Genomic DNA, 13,874 nt, shown 5'->3' on the forward strand with positions numbered 1-13,874 from the left:
AATGGCTAAATCCGTTTTTGTACTTGGCATGGATATCACTTGGAACTCAGCTCGTGGTGACAGTGCTCAACTGAACGTATCGCGTCCTCTACGTGAAATCAACTCGGAGAAATTCAAACGCCGCACTATCGGTGAATCGGGTGATGTGAATCCCCAATGGGATCAACCGTTGATGATTGACCATGAATATGCCCTGCTTCTTGAGCGCACTGGTGCTCTCGTTCCTCGCCGTGAATACCAATTGCGCTTGGAGATTAACCCAGAAGACCCATTGTCGGGCGCTATCGTGACTGAGCTTATTCCAGTCGACCAAGAAATTAAGAAGCACTTCGAGGCTTCAATGAAACCCGTTCAAGGCTAAAAAATGTCTGTATGCGTCACCGTCGTTAACCAGTATGGCAATTTGAAAGCAACGAAAACGCCTGTTGCGGATTGCCAAGAATACGTGCTGATTTCGGCGGTGGACTACCAAGAATATAAGGAACCAGTCCTCTTTAACGGTGACTTGTTCCTGTATGTCAGTGGCGTGCTCTTGATCAACATGGTCGTTGGTCACTGGGTGGGTCGTGTTGTTCGCCTTATGAGTAAAAGGTAAATCTTATGAAAAAACTAGAACTTGTTGTAAATAACGTAAAACACGCAGTAGTAAACAAAAAGACCGCAGCTGGCGCTGCTCTTATGGCCGCGTCTGTCTCTCCGGCGTTCGCTGAAGTCGATATCACGGGCGCAATCAACTCTGCGGTATCCGGTGGTCAAGCTAACGTATCACTGGTTGTGGCGGGTCTAATTGGTATGGCTGCACTGGGCTTTGGTGTGACCATGGTTGTGGGCTTCTTGCGTCGCTAACGGTTCACCTCTATGCCTCCTTTATCGGGTAATTTACTTGGAGATGTTCTCGCTATCGTTCTAGGTGTTGCCTTTGCGGGGGCATTCCTCCACGGCTTTGTGAGTGGCATCAATACTCACTAATCAACGGATAAGGGAGCTTCGGCTCCCTTTTTTAATGGTGCAAATGTGAATAAGTCACTCGTTTTACTTTTGTTTTCGTGCTTGTTCCTGTCATGGCATGCAAGCGCAGCTCAACCTACTTACTCTGTGAGGGATGTTATCGCTTATCCCGACTGCAAACTGTCTAGGGGGATGAGAGTTAACCCTTATTCTTATGTCTCTTGTTATGAAAATAAGTTTGTTCGATACAAGGACTTCTCTACTACGTCATGTTACATGGATAGTGATGAGTTCGGCTTACGTATAATGTGTAATACCGACAGTTCTTCTTTCCCAAAAATTCAAACTGTATGGTTCCGTCATGATACGGCTAAGTGTCCAGCTGACTATGAATTGATAAATGATGGTGACGGTGTCACCTGTGAACCCATCGTTCCTCCGTGTGAGTATGGGGAGAATCCTGACGGCTCATGTATGGACGCTTGCCAGTTCAAACAGTCCATTGGTGATACGGTGAAATTGCATTGGCACCCTGCGGTTTACGGCGAACTGGTGACGGGCGCTTGCTACGGTGACTACGGTGCCACTCGATGCGAAATGACCAAAAACGAATCTACCATTATTTGTACTGGCGTTCCTGATGGACAGTACACGCCCGACTCTCAATGTTCTCTCAAGTTCGCGTTCACTGGTCGTCAGTGTGAAGGTGGCACTTTGTTTTGGGGCGATAAGGGACCGGATGAACCCATCATTCCACCCGATGAACCGGAAGACCCAACCCATGACCCTGACGACCCAACAGGCGAGATTGAAGACCCAAGTGTCCTACCCGATGATTCAACAAACACGATCAATCCCGGTGACGTCGATGATGAACCGGATGTAGAAGACCCTGATACGGATGAATCGACAGACACGGCTGTCCTTTCTGCTATTAAAGGGCTTAACGTGGATGTGAACAAAGGCATTCATGATCTTAACGTCGATATCAACCAGTCACACGCGGACATCACCAACGCGGTCATTGATGTGAAAGGCTCTTTGGTTGATAACACTCAAGCCATTCAAGAGCAGCAAATCAATGACAACAAGATTTATAAAAACACCAAGGCACTCATCCAACAGGCCAACGGCGACATCACTACGGCGGTGAACAACAATACCAACGCGACCATTGGTATTCGTAACGATTTAAAAGGGCTTGGTGATTCCGTGGGCGAACTCGATAGCAGCTTAAATGCGATTGAGGGTCTATTGACTGGCTCTGAGTTTGGTACACCTACGGGCACCGCTATCACTGGCGAAATCTTCACGGCAGAAGACTTTGCCATCCTGCAAACCACGATAGATGAAAAAGCCGAATACATCCAAGGCTATGTGGACGACATCAAAGGCTTAATCACTATCGGCACCAACTTCAATAACGGCACATTAAGCGACAAGTCTTTTAACATCAAAGGCGCAACCGTTGAATCAGGACTACAGCGTTTTGATGCGGTATCGGGGTATGTGCGCCCTGTCGTGCTGTTCATTTGTGCCTTAATCGCCCTTTGGGTTCTGTTTGGTAATCGGAGTAAATAACATGGAATACATCTACTCAGCATTAGAGTTTATTGCCAACATTGGGCAAACCTTTCTCGACTTCTTTGATGTGGCGATTGAATGGATAAAGAACGTGTTTGAATACGGCGCGATGTGGCTTATCTCAGTATGGTTCGATATCAAGATTGCCTCGATACAAATCGCACTCAAGATTGCCCAGCTGCTGCTCGAAGAATATGGCGTCTATACGCTTGTCGAAGACCGCTTTAATGCGCTTCCCTCTGACGTCCGTTATATCTTGACCGAATACGGCGTCACCTCTGGGCTACGTGTCATCTTTGATGCGTTCGCTACGTCTTTAGTTATGCGTTTCTTTAACTGGTGATTGAATGGCTACTTCATTTCGATACGGTCACGGTGGCTCTTACAAATCGGCTTGCGCCGTGTGGTTTGACTTACTGCCTGCACTGCGTGAAGGTCGAATTTGCATTACCAACATTCATGGCATGCAGCCACTTGAAGTGATTGAACAACGCCTTGGTGAGAAGTTTCCTGATACAGCTCGGCTCATTCGCATTAGCTCTCGCAATCCTGAAGGCTTCGAGCTTTGGAAATACTTCTTCTGTTGGGCACCCATTGGGGCATTCATCCTCATTGATGAGTGTCAGCAAATCTTCTCGGTCAATGCAGGTTTCAAAATGGCGAACATACACAAGCGCCCTTTTACTGACTTTGAGCCTCACTTACCGGAAGGATTTTCCGAGCTGTTTCACTCTCGTTGGCTAACGATTGATACATCCAGTTTGGACAATGGCGAGATAGACGATTGCCAACGCACACGTTTTGATGAGCAAGGACGCATCATCTATCCCGAGAACTTTAACAACGCCTTTATGGAGCACCGGCACTACAACTGGGACATTGTGTTGCTCACGCCTGACTTTGCTCAAATCCCGAAAGAGTTAAAAGGTGTCGCGGAGTTGGCCAAGCAACATAAGGGTAAAGATGGGATCTTCTTTTCCAACCGTAAACCGCGCATCTTGGAGCATGACCCAACTCGAACGGTCACCAAACCAAGCAAAGACGATGTGGTTTATAACCTCAAGGTGCCGCTTGATGTTCACCTACTCTACGCCTCGACCGTCACGGGGCAAATCACCAAGTCGGGGCTTGGAAAGAACATCTTTCTTAACCCGAAATTCTTAGCAGCTATGGCACTGGTCGTGCTTTCATTTGGGTACTTAGTTTATGCGCTTATTGGTATGGTTTCTGATTCTGAGACGACAACTGCGGAAGGAACGCAGCTTCATCAAACTTCGCAGCAAAGTGGCGTTTCGACTTCGCAAGGTCAAGCACGTCCTGGTCAAATTAGTTCGCCTGGTTCTGTCATGGGTTCTAGTGGTTCTGGCTGTACGGGTTCTGGTTGCGGGAATGAGTCTTATCATGACGTAGGCACCGTTCCTGCTTGGTTCCCACTGGCGAACTCAGAGAGTATCTATGTTTCTGCCGTGGAACGTTGGCACAAAGCCACCTCGATACACGTCAACGTGCATTTTGAGGTTGTCACACCACGCGGTGTGACTTACCTCGATGACGGATTCCTAAATAAGTTGGGCGTCAAGATGGAATATCTGGACGATTGCCTCGTCCAGCTGTCTCGCGGCGCATCCAATTTCTATGTCACGTGTTCGCCGTATGAGCAATATGCACAACGGCAAGAGCAAGATATTGAACTCAAACCCGTTGGCGGTTTGTTTAGTGGAGACGAAACCTAATGAATGAATACGTAACGCATGGACAGCTCGTTGAAATCATCGAGTTGTTTGATCATCTCTCGATAGTGAATGCAGTCATAGTGGTGCTCGTGTATGACCTTTCCAGATACCTCCTAGGTAAACTGGTCGACTACTTCAATTAAAGGCAAGGTGCCAGCCCCGCAGGGATAAGGAGTTGCGGAGCGACGACGAGGCACCAAGCCGCCCACCTTAGCAAAACCTAACCCCATCACTTAATCGGCGCGGTTAGCAGCCCAAAGCCACTTGGATGCTGCCGCCCTCCTTCCTGCTAGACCAGCCTCGCAGAGACTATCCACACCAAAGGCGCGTTAACCTACTGGAACGCTGCATACTTGCAACATCAAAGCTTTGCGAGTGTCGAGCAATGCTTATTCTTCTTTTCTGGGTTCTCTCCGACGGACGCGCGGAGCAAGTGAGGACGGGCTAGGACGATTGCGCGACGTGCGGCGGGAGGTCAAACCCCCGAATCTGTATTACGGGGGTAAATTCCCACTCACTACTAACCTTGTGCTCTGATACAAAAAAGCCGAACAGTGATTGCTCGGCTTAATAATTAGCTCTTGGGTAAGTTACACTTATCTTTGAGCGTTGTGTACGCGTCTTCTATTCCTTCCAGTGAAAAGCGTATTTTTTCCTCTTCATTATCAATTACGCTTACCTCCAACAATTTTCCAGTTAACATTTCTCGAATCAACAAATCAGTTGAACCACTTGAGTAAAACATATCGTCATACTTGTTCGACCCACCTTTAATTGACAATACTTTGCCACCGTCAATTGAAAGCTTCATATTTGTAACACCACTCCAGTCATAAAGGCTGTTGTGTTTAAGTCCGACAAGGCTGAATAGTTTATGGTCAGAGCCTCTCCCACATCCAATGTGAAATTGAGAGTGATTGCTTTCAGTATAATGCGTTCTTAAGTACTGTTCGTTTGAGTAGCTCTTCTCTGTAAATCCTTCAAAGTTCGCTAGACTTGGAAAAGGCATGAGTAAAGGCAAAGTTAACATCACAAGTGTTTTTTTCATTTAGAGTCCTTCCCTTCAAATATATGCTACTTATTTTTTATCCCTGCTATACATCTAGCATACTTCATGAGTTTTGTAAGTGTTCCTGCGTCACTAGGTGACTGAATTTCAAGTAAAGCTATTCCAGTAAGGATCTCTTGGGGTGTAACTAGTTGTCCTGTTGGTAGTTCAAGCGTGTCTTTATGCATTTTGAAATTTTCCCAAGCTTCCGAGGTGGCTAGTTCCCTCCCCTTGGTCATTCTCATTAGCCGTTTGCATTCGGGTGGAATGGGCTTCCCTGAATCCCATAATTTGACCATCCTCACACTTTTAAAACATAGTTTTGCTGCTTCTTCTACACTTAAACCACACTCAAATTCACGAAAAACGTAATTCTTGCTCATTTTTCGAAAGTTCGTCATATATACCCTGATAATCAAAAGGGTGTATATGTAATTGATATGAAACATTATTCAACATAACGTCGCATAATACGAACTTAAGAGTTAGAAGATTAGCATTGATGAAGTCAGTTTAGTTACACCGTATTTGGCTGTTGCTGCTTTGCAAGCCTCATCAGCTGTCTTGTATGGACCGTGAACTTCGATTTCACCACAGCGACAACTTGATAATAACCAGTCATCAACTTTAAAACCGTGTGGCTGATTAAGCTCCTTCATTGTATCTTGAGTTACGTTCAACACAGTACACGTTGGTTCTGCGTCTTGCTCATTCAATATGAGTCAACATGGACACGCATTTGCTTAACCCAAACGTATAAGTACTAGATTACCTTTATAGGAACAAGGAATCTAACAGATGTAACTCTCTACTTTTCAATCTATACCTAGATCTTTCTTCATATGCTCACTCAACTCGTTAGTGGTTCTTACATTAATCTTATGTTTGCAATGATGGATTCTCAACTCTTCACCAAATAATTTTACTAGTGATTTGGTATACAAAGCACTAATATTATTTATTATTCTATACAATGTATCTTTCTGATAAACAGATCTTTTCGAATTTTGTATTGCAGCCTTCATATTTAAATATCCTCACACGTTTAACTTTATAATTTAAAGAGTCAATTTCTACTTTTATTATTACTTTTTCCGATATAGAATGAGTCATTATCAATGATGCACAATCAAGAATTAAATCACCCGAATCCAACTTAGTAATTTCACGAGACAAATTTTTTATTTTTAAATCTTTATTTTCTATATTTAATCCGATTGAGTTAATTTCTTCAGGATATTGGTTTAACTTAATATCCAATATGGTTTTATTAAGATAGTAGTCTGCCATTATTTCATGGCGGCTTTTAAATATCATTGTCCCCCTCCGATGATGCAAGTTATACTTTCCCACCAGTTAAAAGACAACGTGACTCAGAGTTGCAAAAAGGTAACAATCATGGAATTGATGAACAATGAGCTGATCTGCTTTGCAGCCATTTGTAAACACCTCTCTCTTACATCGGCATCAAAAGAACTTGGAAAGTCGAAAGCTCAAGTCAGCAGGCAGCTAGCAGCATTAGAAAAACAACTTGGCGTAACACTCGTCCACAGAACAACAAGGAAACTCGTTTTAACTGATCATGGCGAAAGCATTAGAGAGCTTGCTATCAAGACGTTAGAGAGTTTGCACGAGTTAAATTACAGAGCTAGCTCGTTGAGTGAATGCATTGATGGAAAGTTTAAAATCACAATGCCCAACTCTATAGCCTCTTCTATTTTTGGTTCTGTTCTTAAAGACTTAAAAGAACGATATCCAAAAGTTGATTTTGAAATATCGTCAAGTAACAATGTAGAAAATTTATTAGAAAGCAATGTAGATTTAGCGATTAGGCTTAATAATGTTATTGATGACACTCTTATTGCACATAAAATTGGTGATTATAGTGATGTTTTGATATCTAGGGTAAGTAATGCCAACAACAAAACACTATTAATCTACAAACATCATTCGAATAAGGAATCAATTAAAAATCAATATACTGATGTTATCGAAGTTGATAACACCTCTATTTTAATAAACTTTGTTTCTGAGGGAGTTGGGGTTGGTGTCATTCCAAACTATCTTGTTAAAAGTAACTATATAGACAAAAACATCCGAATATCGCAAACTTTTGATATAGAACGTTCCATGTATATTGCCTACCCTTATCAAAACCCTTTGCCAAGAAAGCTAGCTGAGATATCTACTTTTATTCGGTCTGAGTTATCACAAGTATTGAAGAGAGAGTCATTTTAGGGCGGTTGTTCAGATTTAGAATTTTGCGTTGTCTACTCAACTAGGCCTAACGCTAATTTTTGTAACATATTATTTCAGCGGCATTTATTAACCCCCCATCTTTATGCTTGCTATCACAATGTGGGATGCTCTTCCGCTTTGTTATCAAGGTTTTGCGTGGAATAAATCACGTGGGGTAAATGATAGATTGACTTACATTAAAATTTTCATCAAAAGCAACTTTATATAAAATTGATTTCATACCAATCTATGTGTATCTTCTACCCATATCCCCACAATAACCAAGGAGAATGCCATGGATAAGCTACTCGCGTCTGCATTAGAAATTAAGCAGCGAACTATGGTGACTGGCTTTTTTGCTAGAAATGGATTCAAAATCGCTATGACCGATTTTGATGATGTCACTTTTGAGCGAGAAGGCGTGCAAGTTAACGTACATTTTGATCTGCAGTCAAACGCGGAGTCTGCATCTGTTTTATCTCATGAGGCATCAATCATTCCTGGCTAAAAACTTTTATTATCACCGATACACCAAGCCGAACATAAACGTTCGGCTTGTTAGTGACAAAAAATGATGAGTGCGAACAAGAGTTGTCGATCACTCGTCTAAATAGACGATTAATAAATCAGCTTCAACCTCGTTCACAACCTTTGGTATCGATGAAAAAAAGCGACTCAATAAGTTGTGATGATGACCACATACAACTAAGTCTATCCCCTCTTTTTTGACGATTCCCGATAGTTTTATATGAAGATCGCCGATTACTACCATGGTCTCGTTTACTGGATATAAGCATTTATCAGCGAGCTCTTGCAGCCTTCTTTCCAATTCTTGCTCTTCCTTCGCTTCCATGACTATGCGATCAACATCTACGTAAACAAATGAGAGTTTGCTGCTTGAGTTATCTGCTTGCATTATTGCTTTTTCGATAACGGCTTGGCTAGATTGAGATAAGTCGACAGCAACCAAAACGTGCTTATAACCCATCATTCCTCCCTAGGTTAGTTTTTGTTCTCATATTAAGTCTAGTCCACATAGAGCGAACACAACATCAAAACTACTGCTACATGATAGTTAAAGGAGTTTAGTGTAAAACAGGCAAATAGTTTTCATTACAACCTTGTTGCTTCCTCTCATCCAAAGATCAACGATGTTTTTCCAATTTCTTCTCTAATTATCGGACTATTTAACAGGAAGGATGCCAGGAAACGTTACGTTGTAATGCGCGTTACTGCTCTTGATTTCTACTACTCTTGAGGATTCATATTACCCACTTCAACGTCGCCTAGTTTAGTAAAACTACTTTAGATTAAGCATATTCAATATGTAACGCTCCGCTCAAATCCAGGAGACGTATTTCGGCTAAAAAAGCAGCTCAATAAGATGAATTTCGATTCATCTATTACATATGTCTGCGAGTGCTTACTGTTCTTATATCGCTTATTTAATAACTCTAGTTTAATTATCGTTATAAGTTACGGTGTCTCTTTTTTTCTTTTTTTAGCATAATCTTCTGTCTGAGAACGAAGCTCTCTTGGGCTTTGTAATTAAATTACAAGATCAATCGCGACCAATATGGTTGGCAGATTAAAAGACCGAGGTAAACAATTGATATAATAGAGTTTAACTTATAAGTTCTTTAAAAAATGCCTAACTACCTGCACTGTGTAAGCCAAGGTTAATATGATGAGGTAAAATTTTACTAACCCGCTATTTAGTTTTAAAGGTAATTGCACAAGATTACAATCATAGAGGTATAGTAAATTTTAGTTACAGCGTAACCAGGGTGGTGTTTGGGAGTGTAAAGGAATAGAAAATAGAAAGGCAAAAAAACAGGGCGTATGCCCTGTCCATGAATTGATTAGTTTTGTTGCTGTTGTTTTTCTGCGTACTCAGAACGAATCCGTTCGGCAACAATTTTGATAGCTTCTGCAGTACTTGTGCCCTTCGCCATCAATTCTTGAATTCTCTCTACAGCTTGTTGTTGTTCTTGGTGAGATAGAGGGGGTAAATCGTCAAACATAAAAAGCTCCTCATTTTGAGGAGCTGACTATAACGATTCAATTAATAGGTAGCAAGGAAATTAATGGATGCACCCATAGCGTTCTCGTTTGTGTACTGAGCTGCGATATCCAATTCGAACAACTTAAGTGGAGACAACCCGATACCAGCAGTAATGGTTCCTTCGTCCTTACTTCGAGCTAAGTTCTTCATATACCCTGCTCGTAATGCCATTTGACGCAAAATATCAAATTCAATACCAGCTCGAATCATTTGCGTATTATCATCAAAGGATGAAAAACGTTTTTCTTCGTTAAGATCGTAGTCAACACTCATCGTAAAGTAATCGGCAACAATCCCTGCCCCAACGGTGTATACAGGACGCATGCTATATTCGTATGATTTTATCGTATCGCTGCCATATTGGAATGATTTTGTTTTAACGTCTCTTCCGATCAAATTTTTCGCTGAAATACCGAGACGATATGGGCCAAAGAACCAAAGTGCGCCTGCGTCTAAGTTAAACATCGTTTCCGCGGTCTCATTTTCACGTAAGTCTTTAGTATCAAAATTCTGAAAACTCGTGGCGTATGAGTACGTGTATATACGCTGAAGTTTAGGAGTAACACCAAAAGAAAGGTGTTGGTTCATGAAATTAGTGTATTTAGCAAGTGAAATACCAGCTTCAGCCACGCCAATAGAAACACCTTGTACATAGCTATCATCTAATGGATTAGTACCCGAGGTATCAACATTTGGTTGTACGAATGATTCAGTGTATAGCTTACCGTATGCAGTTGCAGATAAGAATTTGTTGGGGATACCAATGGCAACGACACCACCAAGATCAAAGTCTGTCTTTTTCCCATCGATAGCATCCATCGATTTTTTGATTTCATCGACGTCTGTTAATTTGCTGATGCGTTCGATCTCATCAACTAGATCATATTGATCATCGTAGCTGCCACCAAAACTTGGCACGATCATGCCTGCATCGTCATTTCGACGATAAATCGCAGTAAGAGCGGGGTTGAAAAAAGGCGCAGTTAGATAAGTTGCTGATACGGTACCAACACCACCCATTGCATCACTACGAGCCTCTATCGCATAAGTAGCAGCAGAGGCAGCATTAGCGAAAAGAATAGTAGCAACAGAAGTGGCAAGAATTTTATATTTGTTTTTCATACTACACTTGTGATTTTAGTTCGTCCTGAACCTTTATCGGCACAAGTAGTATTTCTTTAACTATTCTTCCTGGGAAAGATCATAGGTTCGGCTAATAGTTTGAGCCTGCTCAACAATTATATCGCCCTGCCAACGGCGACTATTGATACTTACCGCCAATACGTATCTATCGTTTGGGACACCCGCTAGCTCCAATGAATTTGGATAGTTAGACTCGTAAGTCTTTTTCCACATTTGCTCGTACTGGCCATCAATGTAGTCATACAAACCGACTTCAAGTTGCGGTAATGGACAATGGGGATTACGAAGTGCGCTCTTTTCTACTTTCCAATTCTCTTTAGATGTCCAACGAACATATTGAGAAGAGTTTGAATCTCCAAGTATTACCCAAGTTCGATACTCTTGTTTATCAGTAGAAACAACGGTTAAGTGATATAAACCAGCTTCAAGCTTACCGGTTAAGTTATAGCGTTTCGAGTAACTACGCTCGTTGGCAAGTTCTGTCCCGTTCGGCTGTTGTTCATAGCTGAATGAACTGTCCGCGGATATAGAATCATCCACCCATCGATTAAATGAAATATTTTCGATGTCAGTTGTAGCTCTTAGCTTGATTACCAATCTAAATGTATCTCGCCCAGGGCTTTGAATAGTCTGACGAATAACGTTCACACCACTTATCCAATCAGGCAGCGTTACACCAGTGAGAGCCTTGCCACAGTTTTTAGATAGTGACTGACCAAGAAGATCATTAAGGTGAGGAGTCAAATCTTTACTTGGTTCCGTTTGCCAGAGTTCAACAAGAGAGTTGAACATACCCGCAAGATCATCTTCAAGTAAGTGTTGATGTGCCTGTGTTAAAGGCGTGTTAGTTTGAAACCAGTCCATTGCATGGACTGGTTTCACTAACGCTAATGAGAGAACTACAGGGAGTAGTATTTTCATTACGACTTATGCTTTCATCTTGTAGCCAACACCACGAAGTGTTTCAATTTCCAGTCCTGGCAGTTTTTGACGAAGCTGTAGTACATGTGTATCAACCGTACGTGTTGTCGGGAAGTGATTGTAACCCCAAACGTGGTCAAGTAGCTCATCACGAGTAAACACGCGACCTAAGTTTGACGCCAAAAATAGCAGCAAATCAAACTCTGTTCGAGTAAGCGTAATTAGCTCGTCTTTATAAGTCACTTCACGAGTCGAGCGGTCAATCTCTAAGTCTTTTGTAATCACTTTATCAGCGTTGCTTTGTTCTGCTGAATCCGGTGCTCGTAGCTGTGCACGGATTCTCGCAAAAAGCTCCGCCTCAGCAAAAGGCTTTGTTAAGTAGTCGTTCGCGCCGGAATCAAGGCCTGCAACTTTATCTTTTACGGTAACAAGTGCCGTTAACAAGATAACTGGTACGTCTTTAATCTGTTTCCATTCTGGGAGACATTGTACAGAGTCACCATCTGGGAGTTGGCGATCGAGAATTACCAAGTCAGCTTTTTTCCATTGTGGCTCTACGTCTGCAATACGCTCCACATGTAAACACTCATATCCTGCTTGTTCCAGGCTTACTAACAGGCCGTCAGCCAAGTTTTTATCGTCCTCAACGAGAAGCAGTGTCTGTTTCACAAGGTATCTCCAATATAAAAGTTGTAGGTGGTCCCATTAAGGACATTTTTCCGCCCATGCGGCCTACCATAGATTCAACGATTGTTAATCCAAGTCCTAACCCGCTCTTACTTACGAACGGTTTCTTCAAATTTGCCCAATCTTTAGCTGTTAGGCCTCCTGCATCTCGGACTTGGAATACTATTTTTTCTTCACTAGTTGAGACATCCAATTCAACCGGTGCGACACCGTACTTAAGCGCATTACGAAGCAAGTTATCGATACAAGTTCCTAACCAGTACACATTAACTTTAGCAGCCACATCTTCATTGATGTTAAAAAGCACGGCACTATCAAATTCTTCTTCGATCTTAAATTCTAACCAATCTGCAACGGATGGTACCCAGTCTGTTGCAAGCATTTGGTTATCAGATTGCAAATAATCTTTACTTGCTTCTGCCAATTGACGCAGGCGGCGCGTATCTTCACACAATCTGCGGAATTCGTCATACACACTTTCAGGCAAATGCTCGAACTCTCGACGAAAGCCTTCAACCGTTAGTGACAGAGATGCAATCGGTGTTCTGAGCTCATGCGTTAAAATTTGCAACACGAGCATTCTACTACGTAGTTCTTCTCGCTTGCTATTCCAACGGTACACCGCCCAACCAATCACCAAAAGAATATTGGCGATTACCAGTATGATCATACTGATCCGCAAAACTTGCGAGTGATCTTCTACATCCCAACAAATATTGCCTCGTTTAACAAAGCAACTTTTGCTTTGAGAGGCTAGAGCGTATGACAGACCCGCATTCGCTACGTTCTCTTGCCAGATATCTTTCTCGAAAACAAAGTAACGGTCACCACGTCTTAGCCAAAGTTCGTTACCTTCAATAAACATGCTCGCGCCTGCAATCAAAGCATTAATGGCGTCGTCATCCATGTTTTTCAAGCTTTCTAGCAACTCATCCCCTTCCTCGTTATCACGCTCTTTTATATGCATGTACTGAGATAGTTTGGGTTTGAGTTCTGGATACTTATCCACATAACGTGCCGCGTACGTCCCACCACCAGGGTGAATGAGACCACTACGCGAGAACCAACGAGGTGTCAGCTGCGTCCCTTTACAAATCGCTCTTGTAAATACTAAAGGCTCAGTAATTAAAGGACTTAATGGTAATTTGCCACGACAAGTATTCGCCAAGCTGTAAAGCTGTTGGATATCTTTTAACGGATAGTCAGACGTTTGCGGCAGAAGCGAATCTGGCGCAAGTAACTTGGTAGGATAATTTGATTGCAGAATACGAATATCGTACGACTTAAGAGCTACTTCATAGTTAAATAGCTCTGTAAACGTATCTATTCTTTCTGGTAGTGAATCGGAAAATGCAGGTGCCGAAAAAAGCGGCAATACAGTTGCAAAACCGAGCAAAAACTTTTTAATCAAACTGTTACCGTCACTTGTTACATTAGCCAAAACTATACATCAATCTACAAGCAATTGACATCTGCTAACAGAAGGATTTGCATTACTATAACATTG

Annotated in this window: 19 protein-coding genes; 9 read left to right on the forward strand and 10 right to left on the reverse strand. The window is 42.2% G+C overall.

The annotated features are described in order from the left end of the window. Window position 1: 1 nt before the first annotated feature. From R7Q11_RS05595 to R7Q11_RS05625, 7 genes are all read left to right on the forward strand, one after another. The gene (locus R7Q11_RS05595) at window positions 2-361 is read left to right on the forward strand and encodes a DUF1293 family protein (protein ID WP_017636219.1); all 360 of its coding nucleotides are present in this window, start codon (window positions 2-4) and stop codon (window positions 359-361) included. 3 nt (window positions 362-364) lie between these two features. Further along, on the forward strand, window positions 365-595 hold the full coding sequence (locus R7Q11_RS05600) for a hypothetical protein (protein WP_005477619.1): 231 nt from the start codon (window positions 365-367) through the stop codon (window positions 593-595). A gap of 5 nt (window positions 596-600) precedes the next feature. Beyond that, a complete protein-coding gene (locus R7Q11_RS05605) occupies window positions 601-846 on the forward strand; it encodes a hypothetical protein (protein WP_017636218.1) in 246 nt (81 codons plus the stop codon). A gap of 168 nt (window positions 847-1,014) precedes the next feature. After that, entirely contained in the window at window positions 1,015-2,529 is a 1,515-nt protein-coding gene (locus R7Q11_RS05610) for a hypothetical protein (protein ID WP_225466263.1), read from the forward strand. A gap of 1 nt (window position 2,530) precedes the next feature. Further along, window positions 2,531-2,875, forward strand: coding sequence for a DUF2523 family protein (locus R7Q11_RS05615; protein WP_017636216.1), 345 nt, complete (start codon window positions 2,531-2,533; stop codon window positions 2,873-2,875). 4 nt (window positions 2,876-2,879) lie between these two features. Next, window positions 2,880-4,265 carry a zonular occludens toxin domain-containing protein gene (locus tag R7Q11_RS05620; protein WP_053303055.1) on the forward strand — a complete coding sequence of 462 codons (1,386 nt, stop codon included), beginning with the start codon at window positions 2,880-2,882 and terminating at the stop codon, window positions 4,263-4,265. Then, window positions 4,265-4,408 (forward strand): hypothetical protein, encoded by a 144-nt coding sequence (locus tag R7Q11_RS05625; RefSeq protein ID WP_080369130.1) that lies wholly within the window; start codon window positions 4,265-4,267, stop codon window positions 4,406-4,408. The genes R7Q11_RS05620 and R7Q11_RS05625 overlap by 1 nt, the downstream gene beginning before the upstream one ends. Window positions 4,409-4,839: 431 nt before the next feature. Here the strand turns inward: R7Q11_RS05625 and R7Q11_RS05630 are convergent, their stop codons facing one another. From R7Q11_RS05630 to R7Q11_RS05645, 4 genes are all read right to left on the reverse strand, one after another. Continuing rightward, window positions 4,840-5,313, reverse strand: a complete 474-nt coding sequence (locus tag R7Q11_RS05630; RefSeq protein WP_225466264.1) for a hypothetical protein — start codon at window positions 5,311-5,313, stop codon at window positions 4,840-4,842. Between the two features lie 26 nt (window positions 5,314-5,339). Beyond that, window positions 5,340-5,714 (reverse strand): regulator, encoded by a 375-nt coding sequence (locus R7Q11_RS05635; protein ID WP_318094402.1) that lies wholly within the window; start codon window positions 5,712-5,714, stop codon window positions 5,340-5,342. Between the two features lie 84 nt (window positions 5,715-5,798). Further along, window positions 5,799-6,029 carry a hypothetical protein gene (locus R7Q11_RS05640; RefSeq protein WP_216624891.1) on the reverse strand — a complete coding sequence of 77 codons (231 nt, stop codon included), beginning with the start codon at window positions 6,027-6,029 and terminating at the stop codon, window positions 5,799-5,801. Between the two features lie 250 nt (window positions 6,030-6,279). Then, complete coding sequence (locus tag R7Q11_RS05645) at window positions 6,280-6,630, reverse strand: hypothetical protein (protein WP_053307695.1); 351 nt, start codon at window positions 6,628-6,630, stop codon at window positions 6,280-6,282. Between the two features lie 81 nt (window positions 6,631-6,711). Between R7Q11_RS05645 and R7Q11_RS05650 the strand changes: the two genes are divergently transcribed. Then, the gene (locus R7Q11_RS05650; RefSeq protein ID WP_225466266.1) at window positions 6,712-7,551 is read left to right on the forward strand and encodes a LysR family transcriptional regulator; all 840 of its coding nucleotides are present in this window, start codon (window positions 6,712-6,714) and stop codon (window positions 7,549-7,551) included. A 295-nt stretch (window positions 7,552-7,846) separates the two neighbouring features. Beyond that, window positions 7,847-8,059 (forward strand): hypothetical protein, encoded by a 213-nt coding sequence (locus R7Q11_RS05655; protein WP_005376260.1) that lies wholly within the window; start codon window positions 7,847-7,849, stop codon window positions 8,057-8,059. Between the two features lie 90 nt (window positions 8,060-8,149). On the opposite strand, the gene R7Q11_RS05660 is transcribed toward R7Q11_RS05655, so the two are convergent. The 6 genes from R7Q11_RS05660 to vxrA form a co-directional block, all read right to left on the reverse strand. After that, entirely contained in the window at window positions 8,150-8,539 is a 390-nt protein-coding gene (locus R7Q11_RS05660) for a universal stress protein (RefSeq protein WP_017634770.1), read from the reverse strand. 874 nt (window positions 8,540-9,413) lie between these two features. Further along, window positions 9,414-9,575, reverse strand: coding sequence for a YoaH family protein (locus R7Q11_RS05665; RefSeq protein WP_005376257.1), 162 nt, complete (start codon window positions 9,573-9,575; stop codon window positions 9,414-9,416). A 41-nt stretch (window positions 9,576-9,616) separates the two neighbouring features. After that, window positions 9,617-10,738 carry a conjugal transfer protein TraF gene (locus R7Q11_RS05670; RefSeq protein ID WP_053349901.1) on the reverse strand — a complete coding sequence of 374 codons (1,122 nt, stop codon included), beginning with the start codon at window positions 10,736-10,738 and terminating at the stop codon, window positions 9,617-9,619. A gap of 60 nt (window positions 10,739-10,798) precedes the next feature. Next, window positions 10,799-11,680, reverse strand: a complete 882-nt coding sequence (locus R7Q11_RS05675) for a DUF2861 family protein (RefSeq protein ID WP_053303637.1) — start codon at window positions 11,678-11,680, stop codon at window positions 10,799-10,801. Between the two features lie 6 nt (window positions 11,681-11,686). Then, window positions 11,687-12,349 (reverse strand): response regulator transcription factor VxrB, encoded by a 663-nt coding sequence (vxrB, locus tag R7Q11_RS05680; protein ID WP_005376251.1) that lies wholly within the window; start codon window positions 12,347-12,349, stop codon window positions 11,687-11,689. Further along, the gene (gene vxrA, locus R7Q11_RS05685; protein ID WP_025767766.1) at window positions 12,324-13,778 is read right to left on the reverse strand and encodes a sensor histidine kinase VxrA; all 1,455 of its coding nucleotides are present in this window, start codon (window positions 13,776-13,778) and stop codon (window positions 12,324-12,326) included. The genes vxrB and vxrA overlap by 26 nt, the downstream gene beginning before the upstream one ends. Between the last annotated feature and the right edge of the window lie 96 nt (window positions 13,779-13,874).

The organism is Vibrio sp. 970, assembly GCF_033339075.1.

Excerpts from the sequence above, each read along its gene's own strand:
- R7Q11_RS05595 (WP_017636219.1), top strand. The coding sequence starts at position 2 with ATGGCTAAATCCGTTTTTGTACTTGGCATGGATATCACTTGGAACTCA.
- R7Q11_RS05600 (WP_005477619.1), top strand. The coding sequence starts at position 365 with ATGTCTGTATGCGTCACCGTCGTTAACCAGTATGGCAATTTGAAAGCA.
- R7Q11_RS05605 (WP_017636218.1), top strand. The coding sequence starts at position 601 with ATGAAAAAACTAGAACTTGTTGTAAATAACGTAAAACACGCAGTAGTA.
- R7Q11_RS05615 (WP_017636216.1), top strand. The coding sequence starts at position 2,531 with ATGGAATACATCTACTCAGCATTAGAGTTTATTGCCAACATTGGGCAA.
- R7Q11_RS05620 (WP_053303055.1), top strand. The coding sequence starts at position 2,880 with ATGGCTACTTCATTTCGATACGGTCACGGTGGCTCTTACAAATCGGCT.
- R7Q11_RS05625 (WP_080369130.1), top strand. The coding sequence starts at position 4,265 with ATGAATGAATACGTAACGCATGGACAGCTCGTTGAAATCATCGAGTTG.
- R7Q11_RS05630 (WP_225466264.1), bottom strand. The coding sequence starts at position 5,313 with ATGAAAAAAACACTTGTGATGTTAACTTTGCCTTTACTCATGCCTTTT.
- R7Q11_RS05635 (WP_318094402.1), bottom strand. The coding sequence starts at position 5,714 with ATGACGAACTTTCGAAAAATGAGCAAGAATTACGTTTTTCGTGAATTT.
- R7Q11_RS05645 (WP_053307695.1), bottom strand. The coding sequence starts at position 6,630 with ATGATATTTAAAAGCCGCCATGAAATAATGGCAGACTACTATCTTAAT.
- R7Q11_RS05650 (WP_225466266.1), top strand. The coding sequence starts at position 6,712 with ATGGAATTGATGAACAATGAGCTGATCTGCTTTGCAGCCATTTGTAAA.
- R7Q11_RS05655 (WP_005376260.1), top strand. The coding sequence starts at position 7,847 with ATGGATAAGCTACTCGCGTCTGCATTAGAAATTAAGCAGCGAACTATG.
- R7Q11_RS05660 (WP_017634770.1), bottom strand. The coding sequence starts at position 8,539 with ATGGGTTATAAGCACGTTTTGGTTGCTGTCGACTTATCTCAATCTAGC.
- R7Q11_RS05665 (WP_005376257.1), bottom strand. The coding sequence starts at position 9,575 with ATGTTTGACGATTTACCCCCTCTATCTCACCAAGAACAACAACAAGCT.
- R7Q11_RS05670 (WP_053349901.1), bottom strand. The coding sequence starts at position 10,738 with ATGAAAAACAAATATAAAATTCTTGCCACTTCTGTTGCTACTATTCTT.
- R7Q11_RS05675 (WP_053303637.1), bottom strand. The coding sequence starts at position 11,680 with ATGAAAATACTACTCCCTGTAGTTCTCTCATTAGCGTTAGTGAAACCA.